Source organism: Kocuria salsicia (assembly GCF_039532055.1).
Lineage (GTDB): Bacteria > Actinomycetota > Actinomycetes > Actinomycetales > Micrococcaceae > Kocuria > Kocuria salsicia.
Window position 1 is genome coordinate 138584 of the sequence record NZ_BAAARF010000008.1, and the last position, 22057, is coordinate 160640.

General features: G+C 69.4%; 22 protein-coding genes. 11 read left to right on the forward strand and 11 right to left on the reverse strand.

From position 1 onward, the window contains the following. Positions 1-44 precede the first annotated feature (44 nt). Positions 45-1415 carry an MFS transporter gene (locus ABD264_RS07775; protein ID WP_290499873.1) on the forward strand — a complete coding sequence of 457 codons (1371 nt, stop codon included), beginning with the start codon at positions 45-47 and terminating at the stop codon, positions 1413-1415. A gap of 73 nt (positions 1416-1488) precedes the next feature. Here the strand turns inward: ABD264_RS07775 and ABD264_RS07780 are convergent, their stop codons facing one another. Continuing rightward, positions 1489-1680, reverse strand: a complete 192-nt coding sequence (locus ABD264_RS07780; RefSeq protein ID WP_012397150.1) for a CsbD family protein — start codon at positions 1678-1680, stop codon at positions 1489-1491. Positions 1681-1806: 126 nt separating this feature from the next. Then, positions 1807-2766 (reverse strand): DEAD/DEAH box helicase family protein, encoded by a 960-nt coding sequence (locus ABD264_RS07785; RefSeq protein WP_344205316.1) that lies wholly within the window; start codon positions 2764-2766, stop codon positions 1807-1809. Positions 2767-3012: 246 nt separating this feature from the next. Between ABD264_RS07785 and ABD264_RS07790 the strand changes: the two genes are divergently transcribed. Next, positions 3013-4149: a hypothetical protein gene (locus ABD264_RS07790; protein WP_144941454.1), complete on the forward strand. Its 1137-nt coding sequence runs from the start codon at positions 3013-3015 to the stop codon at positions 4147-4149. Between the two features lie 140 nt (positions 4150-4289). Here ABD264_RS07790 and ABD264_RS07795 read toward each other — a convergent pair whose 3' ends face one another. Further along, complete coding sequence (locus tag ABD264_RS07795) at positions 4290-4640, reverse strand: DUF488 domain-containing protein (protein WP_144941451.1); 351 nt, start codon at positions 4638-4640, stop codon at positions 4290-4292. Between the two features lie 378 nt (positions 4641-5018). Here ABD264_RS07795 and ABD264_RS07800 point away from each other — a divergent pair, with 378 nt between their 5' ends. Further along, positions 5019-5459, forward strand: a complete 441-nt coding sequence (locus ABD264_RS07800) for an isochorismatase family protein (protein ID WP_344205318.1) — start codon at positions 5019-5021, stop codon at positions 5457-5459. 105 nt (positions 5460-5564) lie between these two features. On the opposite strand, the gene ABD264_RS07805 is transcribed toward ABD264_RS07800, so the two are convergent. The 5 genes from ABD264_RS07805 to ABD264_RS12455 are packed head-to-tail and all read right to left on the reverse strand — an operon-like array spanning position 5565 to position 8431. Further along, positions 5565-5927 (reverse strand): GNAT family N-acetyltransferase, encoded by a 363-nt coding sequence (locus ABD264_RS07805; protein ID WP_344205320.1) that lies wholly within the window; start codon positions 5925-5927, stop codon positions 5565-5567. 35 nt (positions 5928-5962) lie between these two features. Next, positions 5963-7102 carry a pirin family protein gene (locus ABD264_RS07810; RefSeq protein WP_344205322.1) on the reverse strand — a complete coding sequence of 380 codons (1140 nt, stop codon included), beginning with the start codon at positions 7100-7102 and terminating at the stop codon, positions 5963-5965. Then, positions 7099-7587, reverse strand: a complete 489-nt coding sequence (locus ABD264_RS07815) for a carboxymuconolactone decarboxylase family protein (protein ID WP_144941448.1) — start codon at positions 7585-7587, stop codon at positions 7099-7101. Before ABD264_RS07815 ends, ABD264_RS07810 begins: the two co-directional genes overlap by 4 nt. Beyond that, on the reverse strand, positions 7584-7988 hold the full coding sequence (locus ABD264_RS07820; RefSeq protein WP_310745343.1) for an NAD-binding protein: 405 nt from the start codon (positions 7986-7988) through the stop codon (positions 7584-7586). The genes ABD264_RS07815 and ABD264_RS07820 overlap by 4 nt, the downstream gene beginning before the upstream one ends. A 35-nt stretch (positions 7989-8023) precedes the next feature. Next, positions 8024-8431: an NAD(P)-binding domain-containing protein gene (locus ABD264_RS12455; RefSeq protein WP_366939325.1), complete on the reverse strand. Its 408-nt coding sequence runs from the start codon at positions 8429-8431 to the stop codon at positions 8024-8026. 110 nt (positions 8432-8541) lie between these two features. On the opposite strand from ABD264_RS12455, the gene ABD264_RS07825 reads away from it, so the two are divergent. Further along, positions 8542-9975: a gamma-aminobutyraldehyde dehydrogenase gene (locus ABD264_RS07825; RefSeq protein WP_290499876.1), complete on the forward strand. Its 1434-nt coding sequence runs from the start codon at positions 8542-8544 to the stop codon at positions 9973-9975. A gap of 17 nt (positions 9976-9992) precedes the next feature. Here the strand turns inward: ABD264_RS07825 and ABD264_RS07830 are convergent, their stop codons facing one another. Then, positions 9993-10694, reverse strand: coding sequence for a TetR/AcrR family transcriptional regulator (locus ABD264_RS07830; RefSeq protein ID WP_260983289.1), 702 nt, complete (start codon positions 10692-10694; stop codon positions 9993-9995). A 130-nt stretch (positions 10695-10824) separates the two neighbouring features. Here ABD264_RS07830 and ABD264_RS07835 point away from each other — a divergent pair, with 130 nt between their 5' ends. The 4 genes from ABD264_RS07835 (at position 10825) to ABD264_RS07850 (ending at position 15290) form a co-directional block, all read left to right on the forward strand. After that, on the forward strand, positions 10825-12282 hold the full coding sequence (locus ABD264_RS07835; protein WP_144941441.1) for a flavin monoamine oxidase family protein: 1458 nt from the start codon (positions 10825-10827) through the stop codon (positions 12280-12282). Continuing rightward, positions 12282-13217 carry a universal stress protein gene (locus ABD264_RS07840; protein ID WP_344205327.1) on the forward strand — a complete coding sequence of 312 codons (936 nt, stop codon included), beginning with the start codon at positions 12282-12284 and terminating at the stop codon, positions 13215-13217. The genes ABD264_RS07835 and ABD264_RS07840 overlap by 1 nt, the downstream gene beginning before the upstream one ends. Beyond that, positions 13214-14725 carry an APC family permease gene (locus tag ABD264_RS07845; RefSeq protein WP_144941438.1) on the forward strand — a complete coding sequence of 504 codons (1512 nt, stop codon included), beginning with the start codon at positions 13214-13216 and terminating at the stop codon, positions 14723-14725. Before ABD264_RS07840 ends, ABD264_RS07845 begins: the two co-directional genes overlap by 4 nt. Before the next feature lie 181 nt (positions 14726-14906). Continuing rightward, the gene (locus tag ABD264_RS07850; protein WP_290499877.1) at positions 14907-15290 is read left to right on the forward strand and encodes an RNA-binding S4 domain-containing protein; all 384 of its coding nucleotides are present in this window, start codon (positions 14907-14909) and stop codon (positions 15288-15290) included. Between the two features lie 113 nt (positions 15291-15403). Here ABD264_RS07850 and mptB read toward each other — a convergent pair whose 3' ends face one another. Next, entirely contained in the window at positions 15404-16960 is a 1557-nt protein-coding gene (mptB, locus tag ABD264_RS07855; protein WP_144941434.1) for a polyprenol phosphomannose-dependent alpha 1,6 mannosyltransferase MptB, read from the reverse strand. Between the two features lie 418 nt (positions 16961-17378). Between mptB and ABD264_RS07860 the strand changes: the two genes are divergently transcribed. The 3 genes from ABD264_RS07860 (at position 17379) to ABD264_RS07870 (ending at position 20335) form a co-directional block, all read left to right on the forward strand. Next, a complete protein-coding gene (locus ABD264_RS07860) occupies positions 17379-18686 on the forward strand; it encodes a glycosyltransferase 87 family protein (RefSeq protein WP_344205330.1) in 1308 nt (435 codons plus the stop codon). Positions 18687-18765: 79 nt separating this feature from the next. Next, positions 18766-20166, forward strand: a complete 1401-nt coding sequence (locus tag ABD264_RS07865; protein ID WP_425554308.1) for a hypothetical protein — start codon at positions 18766-18768, stop codon at positions 20164-20166. 40 nt (positions 20167-20206) lie between these two features. Then, entirely contained in the window at positions 20207-20335 is a 129-nt protein-coding gene (locus tag ABD264_RS07870; RefSeq protein ID WP_344205332.1) for a hypothetical protein, read from the forward strand. A gap of 329 nt (positions 20336-20664) precedes the next feature. On the opposite strand, the gene ABD264_RS07875 is transcribed toward ABD264_RS07870, so the two are convergent. Next, the gene (locus tag ABD264_RS07875; RefSeq protein ID WP_344205334.1) at positions 20665-21912 is read right to left on the reverse strand and encodes a hypothetical protein; all 1248 of its coding nucleotides are present in this window, start codon (positions 21910-21912) and stop codon (positions 20665-20667) included. Positions 21913-22057: the final 145 nt, after the last annotated feature.

The following is a 22057-nucleotide window of genomic DNA, read 5'->3' on the forward strand; positions in this document are numbered from 1 at the left end:
CACGGGTCGCTCAGCGCGTGCGGACCGTGGGCTAGCGTGCAGACATGAGCAGCCCAGCAACCCAGGATTCCGCGACCCCCGAGCAGCGCCGCACTGCGCGTCGCGCGGTGGTGGCGTCCTCGATCGGAAACGCGCTCGAGTGGTTCGACATCATCGTCTACTCGTCCTTGGCCGTGGTGATCTCCCACCTGTTCTTCGAGTCCGAGGGCATGGGTCAGGTCACCGGCACACTGCTGACGTTCGGCACCTTCGCGGTGTCCTATCTGATCCGCCCGGTGGGTGCACTGGTCCTGGGTTCCTATGCGGACCGCCACGGGCGCCGCCCCGCGCTCACCATCACCATCGCGCTGATGATGCTGGGCACGCTCATCATGCTCGTGGCCCCCACCTCCGCTCTCATTGGCCCCGCAGCGGCGCTGGTGATCCTGCTCGCGCGCCTGGTCCAGGGCTTCTCCGCGGGTGGCGAGTTCGGAACGGCCACCGCGTTCCTCATCGAGAACGCTCCGGACAAGCGTGCCTACTACGGCTCCTGGCAGGTGTCCACGCAGGGCATCGCCATCTTCATGGCCTCCGGTTTCGGCTTCGCCCTGAACACCCTGCTCAGCCACGACGCCCTCTACTCGTGGGGCTGGCGCGTTCCTTACCTCTTCGGGCTGCTCATCGGCCCCGTGGGCCTGTTCATCCGCCTGCGTATGGACGAGACGCCGGACTTCCAGGCGCTGCAGGGCGAACGCGAGCGGGCGGCGTCGTCCCCCGGCGCCCGGGGCGGGGACACGACCGAGAGAACGAAGACGCCGCGCCCCGCCCTGTGGCGCGGCCCCCTCGCACAGACCATCGTGCACTCCGCGGGACGGTGGCTCACGGCCTCCGGTGTGGTGGGTCTGGCCTCCATGTCCGTGTACACGATCCTGTTCATGCCCACGTTCTCCATCCAGAATCTGGACCTGCCCTCGTGGGCCGCGTACCTGGGCGGCGTGGTGGCCGGGCTCGTGACCCTGGTGGGTTCACCACTCGTGGGACACCTGGCGGACCGCGTGGGTCCCGGCAAGGTCATGCTGGTCGCGGCCGTGGTGGGCATGCTGGCGGTCTACCCACTGTTCCTCTGGCTCGTGGGTGCCTCCACCGTGGCCGCCTTGACGGCCGTGCAGGCGGTGCTGGGCGCGATCATGGCACTGTACTTCGGACCCATGCCCGCGCTGCTGAGCGAAATGTTCCCCACCGCCATCCGCACCACGGGCATGTCCATCGCGTACAACGTGGGGGTCACCGTGTTCGGCGGCTTCGCCCCGCTGGTGCTCGCGTGGTTGATCTCCGCGACAGGTTCCCTGACCTCTCCGAGCATCTACTACGCCGCGGTGGCGGCGCTGTCCCTGGTGAGCCTTCTGATCGCCCGCCGCCGGTACGGGGTGCGCTGAGCGAGCCGGGCATGCGAAAGGCCCCCGTCGTGACGACGAGGGCCTTCCGATTGAAAGGTTGCGGGTGCGGAGCTCAGCCCAGCCCGTCCTTGAGGTTCTTGCCAGCGTCCTTGACGTTCTCCACGGACTGCTTGGCGCCACCGGACATCTTGTCCGCAGCGCCTTCAGCCTGCAGATCGCGGTTGTCCGTGGCGTCGCCGACCTTCTCCTTGGCGGCACCGGTTGCCTTCTCCGCAGCATTGCTGATCTTGTCACCGAGTCCCATAGACACTTCCTTCCGTGGAGCGAACAGGTGCTCACAATGTAGTCCCGCGCGGAATCGATGGGAAGGCATGGACGGGGGATTTCCTCCGGGGGCGAACTGCGCTCGTTCCGAGGCCCCGCCCTGCGGTCACTGGTAGGAGACGAACCAGGGCTTGGGGGTGACCCCGAACGTCTGCTGCGGGGTGTACATGGGTGTGTCCTCGTCGTAGAAGTTCTTCCACGCCATGCGGATGCCCTTCGGCAGCCCCTCCTGCAGGGCGTTCCACGTACCCGTCTTGAGGTCCGGGGTGCCGTGGCCGTCCGCGTGGAGCACGAACGCCAGCTCGGGGTGCTGGGTGTTGATCGCCTCGCGGTTCTCGATCATGGACATCGAGAACTGGTGCAGGAGCATCGTCTTCTGCGGCTGCCGGTTGTCCCGGGTGAGCGTGGCCAGCCAGTCCGAGGTCTTGTTGATCTCCGCGGCGTCCACGGAACCGATCTGCTGCAGAGGCAGCTGCCCCGGGGCCAGGCGCCACTCGGGGTCCAGGGCCAGACCCACGTTCGGGTGCTTGAGCAGCTCCTCGTACTGCGTGGCCTGCGTGAGGAAGTCCGCCTGCCCGGGCTGCAGGTCCAGCACTACGTAGACGTCGTTCCTCTCCGCGGCCTCCACATAGGGCTTGAGCTGGTCGACGGTGGACTCGGTGGAGTAGTTGCCGTCCGGGCCCGGTTCCGAGGACGCCGTGGTGGCGATGATCTCGAATGCGGGGATGACCTTCTCCTCGCTGTAGGGCTCGTAGCTCTTAGCCAGTTCCTTGACCCGCGTCACGGACTCCTCGGGCCCCTGCTCGCCCAGCGCCCCCAGTCCAGGGGTGCCCGGGTGCCCGTACAGCGCAACGAAACGGCGGTCCGGGAACAGCTGCGTGCCCCCGCCGATCAGCTCCTCAGGCTGCGTGGGCGAGGGCATCGCGCTGGGCTCCGCACTCCGGGACGACGACGCCGAGGCACCACCGTCCGCGGCGTCGTCGCCATCCGGTGTGCCTCCACCGCAGCCCGAGAGAAGCAGGAGCGCGCAGAGCGTGGACGCGAGGGGGACGGAACGGGATCGCATGGGGGACACCTCGATCGTGGTGGTGGGGGATTCACGACTGGGAACCACGGTACGCGCTCGAGGTGCGCGGGTCGGGGAGGTGTCGTACCGGGCGGGACGGCGCCTGCCTGGCAGGATGAGCACAACACTTCACGGCACCGTGTGGTCATGGCAGCGTCTGCAGGAGGGCGATGTCCCCGAGAGCGCAAGGTCTCCGTGAGTGCTACGCCCCCACGAGCGCAACATCCCCCTGAGCGCGAGGTGCCCATGAGTACCGCATCCGGCCCCACTCCCCCCGAACCACCCGAGGGCCGTCCCCCTGAGTCGAACAACCATGAGTCGAGCGCCCCCGATTCGCAGGATCCCACCGGGGCCTGGCGTCCGGAGGAGTACACGCCCAAGCCGGGAGCGACCCACCCCGGGACGCGGGGACAGGGCCGCCCGGAGGGTTCGCAGGCCAGGTCCCCGTCCTGGAACACCGGTGCTCCGGCGCGGGAGGGGGTGTCCGTGGGGTTCGTGGTGACGCTCGCCGCGGCGGGCGGCCTCGTGCTCCTGCTGGTGATCGCGCTGCTCGCGTACCTGGCGGTCAGGACCTTCGACCTCGGGGGAGCGGGCGAGCCTGGGCCCACGGGCGGTGCGGAACAGGCGTCGGAGTCGACGCAGGGAACAGCGGACGCAACGGGGCAGGAACCGCGCGGCGCGGCGGCGTCGAACCAGGAGGCTGCCACATCCGCCCCTGCGACGGCGGAGGCCACGTCCGCGCCCGCTCCGGTGGCGGTCAAGGGCGCTCAGGAGGTCGGGGTGCCGAGCGGCAAGCCCCTGTTCCGCAAGACCGGGACGCTCGAGAAGAGCACGGTCACCGACGAGGAGAAGAACGCCATCCTGGTCCCCGCGCACGACGGGCCCATCCTCGTGGTCTGGAGCTCCACGGGCTCCGACGGAGGGCGGTTCTACGTGAACGGCCACGAGAAGCAGGGGGGCAAGCTCTCGGCTTCCCTGCCGATGGTGCGCCCGGGCACTTCCGGGTCGGCGCTGATCAACACCGGGGGCTACACGACGAGCACGGGTGTCCTCTACGCCCAGGGCGGCAAGGGCGCGCAGTGGGAGGTCCGGGGCTACGCGCTCTCGGCCGTCCCGGAGGTCGAGCGGGGCAAGCCCCTGACCGGCAAGGGCACCCGCGTCTTCCGCGTGCCCGCAGGCGCCGAGACGCCGTACCGGTTGACCGTCGGCGACGAGGAGGACGGCGACTATCCCGTGGTCGAGGTCTACCCCGCGGACGACCTCACCCTCTCCGAGCAGTACGAGTCGGGGCAGGCACCCGCGGACCTGGACGTCACTGTGGGCAGCGGGGAGAAGATCGTGGTTGTGGATTCGCAGCAGCAGTGGAGCTTCACCGCGCGCTGAGCGGGCGGGCTGCGCTCCTGCGGGGTCCACGGTGCCCGGGCCCGGCGGGGCGGCGCTGCGTCGATGCCACGGTTTCGATGCCACGGTGGCGCACCGGGGGGGATGAACCGACGGGCGAGTAGCGGCCCGGCGGTGGGGACTCAGTCCGAGAGGATCTTCTGCAGGACCGTGGCCTGGCTGATGTCCACGGCCTTGGACGCGGTGAGCAGGGTCAGGCGCTTGCCCTTGACCGCGTCCCGCAGCTTCTGCAGACCCTCCTTGCCGTCACCCGACTCCAGCTCCTTGCGGTAGCGCTTGGAGAACTCCTCGAACTTCTCCGGATCGTGCCCGTACCACTTGCGCAGCTCGGTGGACGGCGCGACCTCCTTGTTCCAGTCGTCCAGCTCCGCCTCCTCCTTGCTCACGCCCCGGGGCCACACGCGGTCCACCAGCACGCGGGTGCCGTCGTTCTGGGCGGGCTCGTCATAGATTCGCTTCACGACAACGTTCATGCTTCCGGTATACACCCGCCGCGCTCCTCGGAGATGCGTCTGCTCCGTCAGTGCACTTTGGGGGCGTCAGAAGTGCACTTGCTCCGCAAATGCACGGGGTGTGGCCCTGGTCGGTAACGGGTCCTGGCCGTTAGCGTGAAGGTCCACGCACCACTCAGCGCCATGGAGGTCATCCTGCCGAAGGTCCAGCCCGAGCCCGTCCGCGATCCGCAGGGCGATCACCTGCTCACCCCGCAGAACAGCGCCATCGTCTTCATCGACTTCCAGCCCGGCCAGTAGGCGACGATCGGCTCCACCACCAGGGAGGAGATCAACCTGGGGGCGGTCGCCCTGGCGAAGCTCGCCCGGGCCTACGACGTCCCCACCGTGGGTGTGGACATGGGTGTCAACGAGGGCACGATCCCCGAGCTGCTCGCCGAGCTGGAGGGCATCGAGGAGATCGACCGCACCGGCGTGAACTCGTGGGAGGACGAGGACTTCCGTGCCGCGATCCGGGCCACGGGGCGCCGCAAGATCATCATGGCGGGACTGTGGACCGAGGTCTGTCTCACATTCCCCACCCTGGACATGCTGCGCGAGGGCTACGAGGTGTACCCCGTGATCGACGCCGTGGGCGGGGTCTCCACCGTGTCCCACGAGTCCGCGATCACCCGCATGGTGCAGGCCGGCGCGCACCCTACCACCTCGGTGGCGCTGGGCAGCGAGTTCATGCGCAACTGGGCGCGGGAGGACGCGGACAAGTTCCGCGCGATCATCAACGACTACTTCGACCGCAGCCGCGAACTCCACGGCAAGGGCGGGAACATCACGGACCGCTGAGCCCCGCCCGGGTTCCCGGCTCCTCCGTTACAAGTGCAGCTTTCGACGTTTTCACCCGTGAAAACGTCGAAAGCTGCACTTTTTGCGTGTTCCGGCTCCCCGGTCTCAGCCCCGCAGCGCCGCCAGGTGGTCGGTCGTCGCCTTGACCGTGTACTGCTCGTACTCGGGGTGCTTCTGGATCCAGGACGTGATGTACGGGCAGAAGACCACCAGCTGGTAGCCGTCCGCGATGGTGGTGTCCAGGGCCTGGCGCACCAGGGTGGAGGCGAGCCCGTGGCCGCCGAACGCGTCGTCGACCTCGGTGTGCGGGAAGATGCGCTGCTTGGTGCCGGCGGCGTCGTGGTCGATGGCCACGGTGAATCCCACGGGGTCCGCGGGGTCGCCCACGCGGATCTCGAAGCGCTGCGTGCCCTGCTCGTCGGTGCCCAGGGAGACCTGGGGGTTGTCGATGGTCGGGGTGTCGGTCATGGTGTCCTCCTCGGACGGTTCGTGGATGGAACGGGTCACCCTCGTGCGCGCAGGGTGACGTTCGGGAGCTCCGGCGCGGGAAGGGGGCCCGGCTGCCCGGGCGGAAAGGTGCCGAACTGCGGGAAGGGGCGGCCGTCGTCGTACGCGGTGCCGAGCAGCCCGTCGATCTCGAACCTCCCGGTCGCGGGGCCCCCGACGTCGCTGCGGCTGTCCGCGGGCAACGGCGAGTCCCCGCCGGGTTCGGTGAAGCCCATCTCCTCCATGTAGGCGCGCCGCCACGTCTCGATCTCGTCGTGGGAGCGGCCCACGAAGTTCCACCACATCACGATCTGTTCGTTGAGCGGCTGCCCGCCGATGAGCACCGCGAGGACCGGCTCGGCCCCGGCGGAGACGCGCACGCGGGTGCGGCCCGTTCCGGTGAACCCGATCGCGTGCCGGGGGACCTCCACGCCGTCCACGCTGAGGGTCCCCGTCACGCTCAGGACACCGTGCTCGTGCTCCGCGGGGACCTCGATCTCCAGGGAAGCGCCCGGGTCCAGGTGCAGCTCGACCCCCGTGAGCGGGATCCGCGTGGCCACCGGGGAGGTGGTGCCCAGCAGCGAGCCGATGAACACGCGGGCGGAGAACCCCTCTCCCGTGACGGGCTCGGGTCGGTGGGTGTCCAGGCTCGGCTCCCCGAAGCGGTCCGCGTCCGGGAACGCGTACCAGAGCTGGACGCCGTGCAGCACGCTGGTGTCCTCGGTGGAGAACTCTGAGTGGGTGATCCCCCGCCCGGCATTCATGAGGTCCACCTCACCGGGGCGGACGGTGGCCCAGTTCCCGGCGGAGTCGATGTGGTCGATGTGGCCCTCGAAGAGCCAGGAGACCGTGGCCAGGCCGGTGTGCGGGTGGCGGGCGACCTTCATGCCGCCGGTCGCGGCGACGTCGTCCGGGCCGTACGCGTCCAGGAAGCACCACGCGCCGATCAGCGAGCGTGCCTTCTGCGGCAGCGTCCGCTGGACCGTCATTCCGCGCGGTCCGCCGAGGGGGACGTCCCTCGGCTGGAGGAGTTCCACCGGCCCGTTCTCGCCGTGCATCACGGTGACGCCGTTGCTCAGCCCGCTCTCGGTGGTCCCGCCCGTGCCTGGCCTGTTGCCGCACACCGTGGGCTGCGGGTTCTTCTCGGGATTCGTCACGACCTGTCCTTCTCCCGCCGGACCGGGTGGTGCGACATGATGGAGATGCGGTTGGTCGTGTTGATGGTGATGGCGAGCCACTGCACCGCCGAATACTGCTCGTCCGACAGTGCGCCGTGGCTGACCACCTGGCATGCGTCACGGTCTTCCGGGCCGGGCAGCAGGGTGACGGTCTCGGCCAGGGCCAGTGCGGCCTTCTCCTTCTCGGAGTAGACGGCCGCATCCCGCCACGCAGAGACCAGACCGCGGCGCTGGTCGCTCAGGCCGGCGGCCGCGGCCCGCTTGGTGTGGACGTCCAGGCAGTACGAGCAGCCGTTGATCTGCGACACCCGGAGCATGACGAGCTCCACGAGCTGCGAATCCAGCCCGGAATCCAGCGCCTGGGTGCGCGCGGCGTCGGAGAGTGCCCCGATGGCCTTCCACGCCGGCCGGTTCGATTTGTCCAGATAGAAGTGCAGCGGGTCCTGGGGTGCGTCGGTGCTCATGAAGCGCATGATTTCACGTCCGCCCGAAACGGGTCACACAAGACGGAACCGGTGCGGATCGAACCCCGCGGGTCGCGGCGGGCCTGCGGAGCTCGCGGACCCGAGTTCCGCAGGCCCGCAACCCCGTAGGCCCGGGGCCCTGCAAGCCTCCGTGCCCGGCTGCGCCCAGGAGCGCCCGAGGGGATCAGTCCGTGCACTGCGCGACCCACTGCTGGAACACCGTAGTCGTGGGCGACGAGCTTGGGCGCCTTGTCTTCCATGATCACGGACCCCGCGCAACCGCAGCGCAGCAGGTCCAGGAGCTGTGCCAGGTCCAGCCCGGCACGCTCGGCCACCACCGAGGCCTCGGACAGCGCGACGATCTCCGCCGCGCAGATCAGCTGGTTGCAGGCCTGGGCCACCTGTCCCGCACCCAGGGGCCCCCTCGGCCACGCCCTCAGCCAGGCGCGGCACGAGTGCGTCGATCTCCTCGGTGCCCGGAACCATCAGAATCACGAGGTCCGTCTGGCGCGCCATGTGCCGAGGCTCGTCGACGGGGCGGGCGCCCTCCGCCTTGAGGCTTGAGGAGGCTGTGCCGCAGCACGACCACGTCGTGGCCGGCGGCGACCATGTGCCCGGTCATGGGCCGCCCCATGGCACCGAGACCAGTGACCCCCACGGTGCGGGGTGTGGCTCTCATGGTCGCTCCATGCTCTCGAGGACTGCTGATGGGCTCCATTGTGTCCCCGGAGGGTGCGGGGGTGAGGGCCCCTCCGGCGACGGTGCCCGGGAACCTTCCCGGGCACCGTCGCCGTGTCCTGGGTGTGATGGACGACGGGCCGCAATCTTTGTCGGGAGGGTTCATATATGAACGGCGATCATTTAGGGTGATCTAAACTACACGTGACTCGCGCGGCTTGGATGTCCCCACGGGCCATGTGTTCCATCGATACGTCCCTCTGTAAGGAGACCTTCATGGCCGAGACACTGCAGAACTACATCAACGGGCGGTTCGTGGCCGCCCACGCTCAGGACACCATCGAGATCGTGAACCCGTTCAACGGGAAAGTGGTTGCCACCTCCCCGGTCTCGGACGAGCGGGACGTCGACGCCGCCTTCGAGGCCGCGTCTACCGCCGCCACCACCTGGAACAAGGCCACGCCGGCCGAGCGCCAGGAGGCCCTGCTGAAGCTCGCGGACGCCCTGCAGGCGCACAAGGACGAGCTGGTGGACGCCCAGCACCGCAACACGGGCCAGCCCCGCGCGCAGATCGCCTCGGAGGAGGTGGACGCCGGCACCGACAACCTGCGCTTCTTCGCCGGTGCCGCCCGCACGCTCGAGGGCCGCGCCGCCACCGAGTACATGTCCGAGCACACCTCCTACATCCGCCGCGAGCCGGTCGGTGTGGTGGCGCAGGTGGCGCCCTGGAACTACCCGCTGCTGATGGGCATCTGGAAGATCGGCCCCGCGCTGGCGGCCGGCAACACGATCGTGCTCAAGCCGAGCGACACCACGCCGGAGTCCACCCTGGTGCTCGCGCGCATCGCCGGGGAGGTACTGCCCGCCGGTGTCCTCAACGTGGTGCTGGGCGACGCCCAGACGGGTGAGCTGCTGACCACCCACCACGTGCCGGGCATGGTCTCCATCACGGGTTCAGTGCGGGCTGGCCAGGCCGTGGCACGCAGTGCCGCGCAGGGCCTCAAGCGCACCCACCTGGAACTGGGAGGAAAGGCCCCGGCCCTGGTCTTCGCGGACGCGGACCTCGAGCGTGCCGCCGAGCAGCTCGTGCAGTACGGCACGTTCAACGCCGGCCAGGACTGCACCGCGGTGACCCGTGTGCTGGTGGAGGAGAGCGCGCACGATGAGTTCGTGAAGCTGCTGGCCGAGCAGGCCAAGGAGACCGTGACCGGTGACGCGGACGAGTCCAAGAACGACTTCGGCCCGCTGAACAACGTCCGCCACTACGAGGACGTGCGCAAGAAGCTGGAGAGCATCCCGGCTCACGCCACGGTGGTGGCGGGCGGCAAGCCAGTGGAAGGCACGGACGGCTTCTTCGTGGAACCCACCGTGATCACCGGAATGCACCAGGACGACGCCCTCGTGCAGGAGGAGACCTTCGGGCCGGTGCTCACGGTCCAGACCTTCCGCGACGAGGAGGAGGCCGTCCGGATGGCAAACGACGTCGCCTACGCCCTAGCCTCCAGCGTGTGGACCTCCGACCACGGCACCGCCATGCGGGTCAGCCGGGACCTGGACTTCGGCTGCGTGTGGGTCAACACCCACATGCTGCTCGTCTCGGAGATGCCCCACGGCGGGTTCAAGCACTCCGGCTACGGCAAAGACCTCTCGCTGTACTCCGTGGAGGAGTACACCCGGGTCAAACACGTGATGCATTCGTTGGAGGTCTGACGGCGTGGGGCTCTGCATCAGGGTGCGACGCCCTGCCGCAGGGTCCTGAGTTCCTCCCTGAACCCGGCGAGCAGGCAGCGCAGTCCCAGGTCGAACGCCGCGTCTGCGCCGCTGCGGGCCTCCTCCCCGTCCTCGTCGGTCACGAGCATCAGGTTCCGGCGTGCCACGGCGGCCGCAAATATTGGTGCGAGTTCGTTGAGAGCCCCGGGATCGAAGATATCGCCAGGGGCAGTGGCGTCGTAGGCCGAACCGAAGACCAGGGATTCCACGGCCGTCACCGCATTGACCACCAAGGGCTCCGGCCAACCGGCTTTCATGAGCCCCGCGGTCACCACTTCGTACATCACGAGCGTGTGGGGGGAATTTGCTACCGGCAGCACAGCGATGACGGGTATCAGGGGGATGTTCCGGGAGTAGACCTCCCGGTAGGAACGGGCCCAGTTCTCCAGGGCCACGTCCCACTCCTCGCTCTCGAACCCGGAGCAGTCGATCTCTTCGTTGACCCTGTCCTGCACCAGGATCATGATGTCCCGTTTGGAGCCCACGTGGTTGTACAGAGCAGAAGCAGACACCCCGAGCTGGTTTGCCAGCGCGGACATCGTCAGCGACCGGTAGCCGGAATTCTGGATCAGGTCCATCGCCGCGGTGGTGATCCTGCGCCGGGTGAGAATCGGCGTTCGGGGCCTGCCACGGCCTCGTTCGGGGGGAATCTGATCCACCACTCCTCCTGGGTCGTCCGGGAAACGGTCTTGACCGGTGCAAACGCATTGGTGCCCCCACTTTAGGGGCATTCGGGTCCTCCCACGTTGTAAAAATTAACGCTATCCACATTTTCTGAAAGGAAAAGCAATGTCTGAACAACGAGTATTCGGATCCCAGCAGGCCATCGAGCGCGACGTCGTGATCGTGGGTGCCGGTCCCGCGGGACTGATGGCGGCCCGCCGGCTTCGCGAGGCCGGCAAGTCCGTGGCCGTCCTCGAGGCCCGTGACCGCGTGGGCGGTCGCACCTGGTCGAACGTGATCGACGGCGCCTTCCTGGAGCTCGGCGGCCAGTGGATCTCACCGGACCAGACCGTGCTGCTCTCGCTCGTGGACGAGCTTGGCCTGGAGACCTTCGACCGCTACCGCGAGGGCGAGTCCGTCTACATCGCCCCGGACGGCACCCGCCACACCTACTCCGGGCACATGTTCCCCGCCTCTGAGGAGACCCAGCGGGAGATGGACAAGCTCATCGCCCTTCTGAACAAGCTCGCCGCCGAGGTCGGCGCGGCCGAGCCCTGGGCCGCCGAGAAGGCCCGCGAGCTCGACACCGTGTCCTTCCACGCCTGGCTGCGCCAGAACAGCTCGGACGAGGAAGCCTGCAACAACATCGGCATCTACGTGGCCGGTGGCATGCTGACCAAGCCGGCGCACTCGTTCTCCGCCCTGCAGGCGGTGCTCATGGCGGCCTCGGCCGGCTCGTTCTCCAACCTGGTGGACGAAGACTTCATCCTGGACAAGCGCGTGGTCGGCGGCATGCAGTCCGTGTCCGTGACCATGGCCGAACAGCTGGGTGTGGACGACGGAACCCAGGTCCTGGAGAGTGACACGGACACCGTCGTCTTCCTCAACTCCCCGGTGCGCACCATCCAGTGGGCTGGCCAGGGCGAGACCTACGAGGAGCACGACCCGGACTTCACCGTGCGCGTGTTCTCGGACCGCCTGACCGTCAAGGCCAAGGACGTCGTCGTGGCGGTTCCTCCGAACCTGTACTCGCGGATCTCCTTCGAGCCCCCGCTGCCCCGCTTCCAGCACCAGATGCACCAGCACCAGTCCCTGGGAATCGTCATCAAGGTGCACGCCGTCTACGAGACCCCGTTCTGGCGCGAGAAGGGCCTGTCCGGCACCGGCTTCGGCGCGTACGAACTCTCCCAGGAGGTCTACGACAACACCAACCACGGGGACGAGCGCGGCACCCTGGTGGGCTTCGTCTCTGACGAGAAGGCTGACGAGGTCTTCCGCCTGCCGGCCGAGGAGCGCAAGCGTCTCATCCTCAAGTCCCTCGCGCACTACCTGGGTGACGAGGCGCTCGAGCCGGTCGTGTACTACGAGTCCGACTTCGGCTCGGAGGAGTGGACCCGCGGTGCCTACGCCGCCTCCTACGACCTCGGCGGCCTCTCCCGCTACGGTGCCATCCAGTCCGAGCCGGTGGGTCCCATCCGCTGGGCCTGTTCGGACCTCGCGGCCGAGGGCTACCAGCACGTGGACGGCGCGCTGCGCCAGGGCGAGCTGGCCGCGTCGCAGATCGTGGACGCGAGGAAGGCCTGATGACCGGGCCGGCCACGCCCGCCGGAGACCGCGGGACCTCGGCCACCTCGACGACCGCCGGGCAGGACGGTACCTTCCGCTACGTTATCGGCTACAACGGTGACAAGCGCAGCAAGGACGCCCTGCGGCTGGGGATCGCCCTCGCCAAGGCGTTCAACGCCGAGCTGGAGATCGTCTGCATCCTGCGCTCGGACGAGCCGTACCTGCCGGTGTACCCACCCGTGGGGGACGTCACGCCCATGCTGCGGCGCCAGGCCAACAACTGGCTGCATGAGGCGCTGGACACGGTGCCCGACGATGTCGTGGCCCGCGGTCACGTGCGCACGTCCCTCTCCGTGGCCGCGGGTCTGCTCGCGGCCGTCGCGGAGTTCGAGGCCACCCTCGTGGTGGTGGGCGCGGCGAGCGGAAAGTACACGGCCAAGTTCTCCGTGGGCCCGGTGACGGACGCGCTGCTGCACCGTGCGGGCGTCCCCGTGGCGCTCGCACCGCGCGGCTACAAGGGCGTGACCGCCATCAAGCGGCTGTATGCCGGTATCGGAATGCGACCGGGGGCCCACCGCATCATGCGGGAGGCCCGCGAGGCCGCGTACCGAAGCGGGCTGGAACTGGACCTCGTGAGCTTCCTGCCCCTGGACCACGTCCAGGGCGAGGCGACCGAGGCCATCGCCCAGGTGGAGCGGAACCTGCAGAGCTCGGCCAAGGAGATCGGAGAGCACGTCCCGGTGTCCGTGCAGGTGGTGCGTGGCAAGACCCTCAAGAAGGCCGTGGCCGAGATGGACTGGCAGCCGGACGCCGTCTTGCTGGTGGGTTCCTCCCGCCTGGCGGGGGAGCGCCAGATCTTCCTGGGCACCACCACGAGCCGGATCCTGCGGCACCTGCCGATTCCCATGATCGTGCTGCCCCTGAGAACGTCCGAGAAGGAGACGGAGTCATGAGCGTCGAGACCGAGGCCGAGGGCGGCACGGACAAGGGACTGAGCTCCGGATCGGTGGGCCTGCTCGGTGCAGTGGTCATCGGCATGTCTTGCATCGCCCCCGCCTACACGCTCTCCGGCGCGCTGGGCCCTACCGCCGCCGCGGTGGACACCCACCTGCCGGCCATCTTCCTGGTGGGGTTCATTCCCATGCTGCTCGTGGCCGTGGGCTACCGGCAGCTGAACCGGGCCATGCCGGACTCCGGCACCACGTTCACGTGGACGTCCAAGGCCTTCGGGCCATGGGTCGGGTGGATGGGCGGCTGGGGCCTGCTGGCGGCCACGATCCTCGTGCTCTCCAACCTGGCCGGCATCGCGGTGGAGTTCTTCTACCTGATGATCGCCCAGGTCACCGGGCGCCCGGAGGTCGCGGACCTGGCGAGCAACGTGCCGGTCAACATCCTCACATGCCTGGTCTTCATGGCCGGCGCGTGCTGGATCTCCTACCGCGGCGTGGAGACCACCGAGAAGGTGCAGTGGGTCCTGGTCGCGTTCCAGATCATCATCCTGCTCTGGTTCTCGGTGGCAGCCTTCGTGCACGTGGCCAACGGCACCGCCGAGGGCGGCATGCACATCCAGGCCGAGTGGTTCAACCCGCTGGGTGTGGGATCGCTGTCCGCGTTCGCGGCGGGCGTCTCGCTCTCCGTGTTCATCTACTGGGGCTGGGACGTGGTGCTGACCATCAACGAGGAGACGAAGGGGGCCGCCACCACACCGGGGCGCGCGGCCCTCGCCACGATCTTCTCGATCGTGGTCCTCTACATGGTCGTGGGTCTGGCCGTACTGAGTTTCGCGGGTCTGGGCGACACCGGGGTGGGGCTGAACAACCCCGAGATCCAGGAGAACGTCTTCGCGGCACTCGCCGGTCCCGTCATGGGTCCGGCGGCGCTGCTGCTGTCCCTGGCGGTGCTGTCCTCCTCAGCGGCGTCGCTGCAGTCCACGTTCGTGTCCCCGGCCCGCACCCTGCTGGCCATGGGGTACTACGGGGCTCTGCCGCGTCGTTTCGGGCGCATCACGCCGCGTTTCCAGTCCCCCGGCTTCGCGACCGTGGCCGCCGCCGTGGTCTCCTCGCTGTTCTACACCTTCATGCGCATCGTGAGCGAGGACGTCCTGTGGGACACCATCACCGCCCTGGGCATGATGGTGTGCTTCTACTACGGCGTCACGGCCCTGGCGTGCGTGTGGTACTTCCGCCGGTCCTGGTTCAAGTCCGTGAAGAGCTTCCTCAACAACCTCTTCGCGCCCCTGCTGGGTGGCCTTCTGCTGCTGATGTTCTTCGTGCAGACCTCCGTGGACTCCATGGACCCCGCCTACGGCTCGGGTTCGCAGATCGGGGGAGTGGGCCTGGTGTTCATCCTGGGCATCGGGATCCTGCTGCTGGGTGTCGTGGTGATGGTCACCCAGTACTTCAGGAACCGTTCGTTCTTCCAGGAGCGCTTCGAGACCACCGAGCTGCCCGTGCTCGACTGATCCCGCAGTCACCGTCCGTCGGATGACGACGCCGCCGTCCCCCGGGGGGTCCTGACCGCCCGGGGGACGGTGCGTTCCGGGTCCACCCGCGGGCCTCTCCTGCGGAGCGCCCGCCTCGGTCCACCCCTGCGGCCCGCCTGAGTCTTCCCGAGGGGTGGGCGCGGCCGGGTAGCGTGAGGGCATGCCTTCCTCCAGCAACGATCCCGCCACCGCGCGCCTGGACGTGTGGCTGTGGTCCGTCCGGCTGTTCAAGACCCGCTCCTCGGCCACCCAGGCGTGCCGCGCGGGCCACGTGAGACTCAACGGCGCCCCCGTCAAGGCCGCCCAGCAGGTGCGGGTGGGGGACAAGGTGAGCGTGAAGCGCCCGGGGTGGCAGCAGGAGTTCAGGATCACCCGCCTGATCCTCAAACGCGTGGGAGCACCCGTGGCGGTCACCTGCTACGAGGACAACTCCCCGCCGCGGCCCGCGGAGCTGAGCGTCCCGGTGGCACGGCGGGACCGCGGGGCCGGGCGCCCCACCAAGAAAGACCGCCGGGAACTTGAACGGCTGCGGGGAGACCGCTGAACCCCGTCAGTGTCGGTGCCGGATTCGTGTGTGGCGACGGGCACCGCTGAACACTGCCCCGGGCGTCCTCGCGGCGGTGCGCCACGGGATCGGGGCCCCGGGCGGCGCCGTCGTCAGCGTTGCGGTGCCACGAGTTCCGTGGATTCCCATGCCGGCCCGGGCCCGAACCAGCCCCGCCACCCGCCGTGAGTGAGCAGCGTGCGGGTGCGCGGGTCGATCAGTGCCAGGTAGAGCGTGAAGGCCACGGTGATCGCGAAGGCCACCTGGGAGACGCTGACGCTGAGGCTGATGAACGGCCAGACCGAGAGCTGGTCCTGGGCGCCGAACACCACGAAGAACGTGATCACCACGTAGATGACGCGGATCTGCCAGTTGTCCTTGATGCCGGTGGCCGCGAGCAGGGGCAGCAGCCACAGGATGTACCAGGGCTGGATGATGGGCGAGAGCAGCACGAGGGCCGCGAACGCAATGGCCATGCGCCGCACAATCTTCCGGTCCCCGCCCACGAACATGAGCACGAGCACGATGCCGATGGCGGCGAGCTGCAGCAGACGGCGGAAGCGGCCGGCTAGGGCACCGCCGTCCAGCCCCAGGAAGTCTCCGATCCGCCCGACCTGCTGGCCCAGGAAGCCCGAGGGGGAGTAGCCGGTGTAGCCGGGGGTGGGGTCCAGCAGCGCCCAGGCCCACCCGAGGCCGAGCCCGTCCACCACACCGCTCAGTGCCAGCACCCCGAAGCTGATGGTCGCGGTGGCCGCCCAGATCACGAAGCGTCTCGGCCAGGAGGCGCCCTTGCCCGCCCACAGCAGCCCGACGAACGGCAGCAACAGGATGGTGATGGGCTTGATCCCGATGGATCCGGTGACCAGAAGTATGCCCAGAATGGGATGTCTCGTGGCGGCGAAGTACACGCCGGCCACCGCAAGCCCCACCATGAGGGCGTCGTTGTGCGCACTGGCCACGAAGCTGATGAGGAACAGCGGGTTGGCCACGGAGATCCACAGGGCACGGGCGCCGTTGACGTTGTGCAGCCGTGCGAGCTTGGGGACGTAGACCATGCACAGCGCCACACCCGCGTAGGCGGCCAGCCGGAACAGCATCACGGAGGCGTCAGGCTGCGCGTTGGTCAGCTTCACCACTGCGGCGGCGATCCACAGGAAGTAGGGACCATAGGGGGTGCGCGCCTCCGCCCACTCGGGGTCCGCGCCCAGCATGAACCAGTTGTCCAGGGATGAGATGCCCTCCACGTACGGGTCCTTGCCGGCGAGGATGAGACGCCCCTGGCCGATGTAGGCGTAGACGTCCCGCGAGTAGATGGGGACCGCGAAGAGCAGCGGCACGGACCACGCGATCACGGCGGTGCGCACGGTGCGCAGGGAACCCGGCGGCCAGCCCCGCAGCCGTTGCCCCAGTCGCAGCCACGAGCGGATGAGGAGCATGGCGCCCACCGTGAGCAGCACGGTGCACGTGTACACGCCCCACACGTTGACCCGCAGCTCGATCACCAGGGGGTGGCGGACCATGGGGGAGCCGTTCGCGATCCACCCGGTTCCCACGGAGCCCACGAGCATCATCAGGGAGCCGATCACGCCCTGGATCACCGCCACGTGCGCCCGGGAGTCGCCTTTGGCGGTGGAGCCGGTGTGCGTGGAGGGGGAGCCCGTTGCGGTCATGAGATCTGCACAGCCCCCTCAGCCGACCAGTGGTGGGCGAGCCGAGGTGTCCAGCGGCTCAGATTCCCGACTTTACAGGACGGCCGCCGGCCGGACGGGCAATCCCGCGGCCGCCCACGGGACGTCGAACGAGGAGCAGCGCGAGGCGTCGAACGGAACGCCGGAGGGGCAGGAGGGGCAGCTGAGCGGGGCGCCGGACAGCGAGCTGGGTGAGCGACTGGGCGGTGCGTCGGGCGCGGTGCGGGCCACGCCCCATAGAATCGGGGGAGCGCGACCTCGCCCTGCACTGCGCGGGCACAGCGCACCACCGTTCCAGGACCGCACCGCGGGCATCCCGGCCACGGCCGCGTCCAAGCCGCACCGGGTCCCGCGCAGACGCACCGCACACCCACGGCGCACTCGCAGAAGGACCCCATCCGTGCTCACAGACAGATCATTCGCGACCCTGACCCGGTTCCGTGATGCCGTGCTCCCCCGCCGCTGGCGGGAGCGTCTGATGACGCCCCACGCGCTGCTGGTGGGCTTCCTGCTGGTGCACCTGGGATTCCTGCTCTTCGCGCTGATCGTGTCCCTGCAGGGCAACGCGTTCAGCGACACGAACATCTACCGCGCGTGGGCCGAGGCCGGTTTCGACGAGCGCAACATCCCCTCCGGGCCGAGCCCGTGGGTGTACCCGGTGCTCGCGCAGGTGCCCATGTGGCTCGCGGGCCTCGCGGGTCCGGGCCCGTTCTTCTTCCTGTGGGTCCTGGTGATCTCCGTGCTGAACGCGGTGGCGATGGCCAAGCTCACCGACCGGGGGCGCAACCGTGAGGCTCTCGTGGCCGGCTGGTGGTGGCTCGGGTTCATCCTCCTGATGGGGTGGCTCGGCTTCGCGCGCATGGATGGGTTCACGGCGCCGATCGTGCTGATCGGCCTGGTCTACGGCGTGGCCCACCCGTTCGTCGCCTCCCTGCTGCTGAGCCTCGCCACGTGGGTGAAGGTCTGGCCCGCGGCGGTGGTGCTGGCGCTGCTGAGCGCGGCACGACGCCGCGGTGCCGTCCTGCTCGCCGGTGTCCTGGCCACGCTGGTCGCGGTGGGCGTGGCGGCGGCATCGGGCTCTCTGCACAAGATCGCGGACTTCGCGACCCAGCAGGGGGACCGCGGCATGCAGCTCGAGGCCACGTTCACCACGCCGTGGCTGTGGCTGTCCGTCCTCCACATCGGGGACTCGCACATGTACATGAACACGGACATCAATTCCATGCAGGTGGACGGCCCGGGCTCGGACGTGATGTCCAAGCTCATGCAGCCGCTGTTCCTGGTGGCAGCCGTGGTGGTTGTGGCGCTGATCGTGCGCGGGCTGCGCAACGGCCTGCGCGCGGGCGCCCTGGACCGCAGCGCCCTGTTCCTGGCCGGATCACTGACCATGGTCACCGCGTTCATCGTCTTCAACAAGGTGGGCTCGCCGCAGTTCATGGTGTGGTTGGGCCCGGTGATCGCGGTGGGCCTGGTCCACGACCGGCGCGCGTGGCGCGCACCCGCCCTGCTGGCCGTGCTGATCGGGATCGCCACGTTCTTCATCTACCCCCTCTTCTACACGGCGCTGAGCCACAACAACCCGGTCATGGCGCTCGTGCTGACCATCCGCAACGTCCTGCTCGTGGTCATGATGTGGTGGTCTGCGCGCGGTCTGCACCGCCTCGGCTCCGCACCGAAGGGAGCCCCTGTTGCTGCCCCGCAGGCCTGACGACGCCGCCGCGGTTGCCACGGCGGCGTCCGGTCCCGACGCGGCGGCTGCCTTGGGGCAGGACGCCGAGCGCCGCTCCGTGCGCGAGCGGCTGCTGACACCGGCGGCCGTCTGGTGCGGCTTCGCGGTGGTGCACGTCTACTTCCTGTGCTGGATGGCCTCCTTCTTCCTGCACGGCTGGGCGTTCAGCGACACCGAGCAGTACCGCGAGTGGGCGATGGCCGGGTACAACGCGCCCGTGACTGACGCCGTGAGCCCGTGGGTCTACCCCGTGCTCGCGCAGATCCCGATCATGCTGCCCCGGATCGCCGGTCACGACCTCTACCTGCTGGCGTGGACGCTGATGATCACGGTGCTGGACGCGGTGGCCATGTGGTTCCTGCTGCACCGCGCCCACCGTCCCGCGCGTGGCGAGCTGCCCGAGCTGGTCGGTGGCACTCCCGATGACGACGCCGCGGGGTCCCGTTCCGGCCTAAGCCCACGCGGTCCGGTGGCCGGGGGCGCACCGGATGACATGGAGGCAGGGCCTGCGCCCGGCGCCGCCTCGAACGGTCCCGGCGCGGCCCACGGCAGCTCGGCGGTGCAGAGCCGTCGACGCTCGGCCGTGGTGGCCGGCTGGTGGTGGGTCGTGTTCACCGTCTTCCTGGGCTACCTCAGCTTCGCCCGCGTGGAGGGCGTGGCGGCACCGATCGTGCTCATCGGTCTGCTCTACGCGGTGCGCCGCCCCGTGGTGGGCTCCGCGCTGCTGAGCGTGGCCACGTGGATCAAGGTGTGGCCGGCCGCCGCGGTCCTCGCCATGGTGATCGCGCTGCGCCAGCGTGCGCGCATCGTGCTCACCGGCATCGTGGTGAGTGCTGCGGTGGTCGGTGGGGTGCTGGTACTGGGCGGGATCGAGCACATCGCAGCCTTCGCCCTGAACCAGGGCTCGCGCGGGATGCAGCTGGAGGCCACGTTCTCCACGCCGTGGGTGTGGGCCGCGGTGCTGGGTCTCTGGGACTCGCGGATCGCGGACAACACGGCAATCAACTCCACCGAGGTCTACGGGCCGGGAGTGGACGTCATGGCCTCGCTCATGCAGCCGCTGCTGCTGCTCGCGGTGGCTGGCGCCGCCGCGCTGCTGATCCGTGCCCTGCGCCGCGGGGCGGACCGCGGGCGCCTGGTCTACGCGGGCACCCTGCTGCTGACCACCGTGCTGATCGTGTTCAACAAGGTGGGCTCGCCCCAGTTCATGGTGTGGCTCGCCCCCGTGGTGGTGGTGGGTCTGCTGCACGACCGCGTCCGCTGGCTCGCCCCCGCCCTGCTGGTGCTGGGGACCGCAGCCGCGACCTTCGTGATCTACCCGCTGTTCTACACGCCGCTGATCCACGCCAATCCCGTGATGGCCGCGGTGCTCACGGTGCGCAACGTGCTCCTCGTGTCACTGCTGGTGTGGACCGGCCGGCGGATCTGGGAGCTCGGCAGCCGGACAGCCGTGAACTGACCCGGCCGAGCGGCCGCAGTACGGGCGCGGCACGGGCGTCATGACCGGAATCACCGGAATCCTGGTGGGCATTGCGGCTCTCATCCACCCCTTCGCCCGCGCGGGCCTCACGGCACGCTCCTACCGCAAGAAGCCGGAGCAGGCCGACGCCGCTGCCGCGCGCCGGTGATCTTCCCTCCTCCTGATCCTGCCCCCGCCTGACGAGGAGACCGGCCGTGCTGCGCACCACCGCACTGACACCCTGTCCCCCCTGGGCACTGCCGTGGGTCTCGCGGGCCACGCGCCGACCAGCCGGCGGCGCAGGACCCGCGTCTTCGTCTCGATCTCGTCGATCGCGGAACGGTACGTCACCACGAAGCGATCCCGCTCCTCCGCGTGGCATGGAGACCCCTCAGTGCCACCGAGCACTGGCTTCGTGGTGCGTGGTGCGTGGTGTGTGGCGCGTGGTGTCCCGCGTGCGGCGCGGTCGTCCCCGGGTGGTGCCCCGCGGGTGCGGTCCTACCGACCGTCCCCGCGGCGCTTGAACCGGTTCATCGCGTAGCCGATCAGGGAGGGCGCCTCCTCCGGTTCGCGGGCCTCGGCGCGCCGCAGCCGGTCCTCGCGCTTCTCGCGGTGGCGCTGCATGTGGTCCTCGTAGCGCATCTGGTTCTGCCGCTGCTGCTCCTGCTCCGCGGCCTCGGTGGCGGGATCGGTGGTGGTGCGCCCGTCTGCCGCGGTCATCCGGGAGATGGGTGCGGTGGCGTCCGTGTCCGCCCGCTCCGCCTGCGCCACGCGGGGCAGCCGCCGCCGGACAGCCTCCCGCTCGGCGCGCTCCGCCAGGCGCCGCTGGGAGGCACTCTGCCGGCGGGGCTCGGCGTAGCGGTCCCGGATCTGCTCGACCACCGGCAGCTCGTCGGTGGTCTCGTAGGCCTCCTCCGGATCGTCGTGGTCAGCGTGGTACGCCGACGCCGACGCCGCCCACTCGCGGTCACGCCGCGCCGGTGCTGCGGCGTCGTCGTCCTCCGCGAACGCCGACCGGTGGCCGCGCTGCCGGGGGAACTCGTCCTCCCGCAGCGGGGTGACCCGGGGGACCGGACCGGTGTCCACATCCGTCTCGGCCGGCACCTCCCAACGGGTCCCCGCGAACACCCGGTGGCTGCGCCAGCCGCGGAAGAGCTTCCAGCCCAGGTAGAGCATGCCGAGCAGCAGCACGGTGGCGGGCTCCGCGTAGCCGGTGGAGTAGTAGATGGTGGCCACGAGCAGCACCACGAGCCCCACACCCAGCGGTGCCAGGGCCACGGGAGACTGGATGGCGAGCAGGCCCAGCAGGTCCCGGGAGTAGCGCGAGTCGTACTGGCGTCCGTGCAGCGCGTGGGCGCGGATCTTCACTCCCGGGGGTGTGTGCTCGGAGAGCCGCTGGTCGGTGACGGGAGCCCCGTCGGTGTCGTCCGGGTTCAGCACCACCGTGCGGGCCCGGCCCGCGGCCAGCGCGGCACGGTTGGTGGCCGTGGCGCCGGCGAAGACCAGGTACACGCCCATGGTGGCGAGCACGAACGGGAGCAGCACTGCCAGGAACAGGGTGACCACGCGCCACACCCACGCGACGTCGCCCGCCGGGAAGTTCTGGAACTTCAGGGGGCCGTGGGTGAACCAGAGCAGCGCCGATCCGATCAGCAGCGCCCCCACCCCGTTGAGAACGGCGTGCACACGTAGCCGGGGCCAGCCGCGGGCGGACCGCGCGGCCCAGCGTTGTTCGCGTGTGCGCATGGATGCTCCTGAGGTCCCGGGGGAAGAAGGGGATGGTCTCAGGGTAAGCCGTGCCCGCAGCCGCACGCACCGCGCCCGAGGGGTCTGTCCCACCCGGCCCGGCGCACCCCGGCCCGAGCCCACGACGTCACGCCCTCCTGCACCT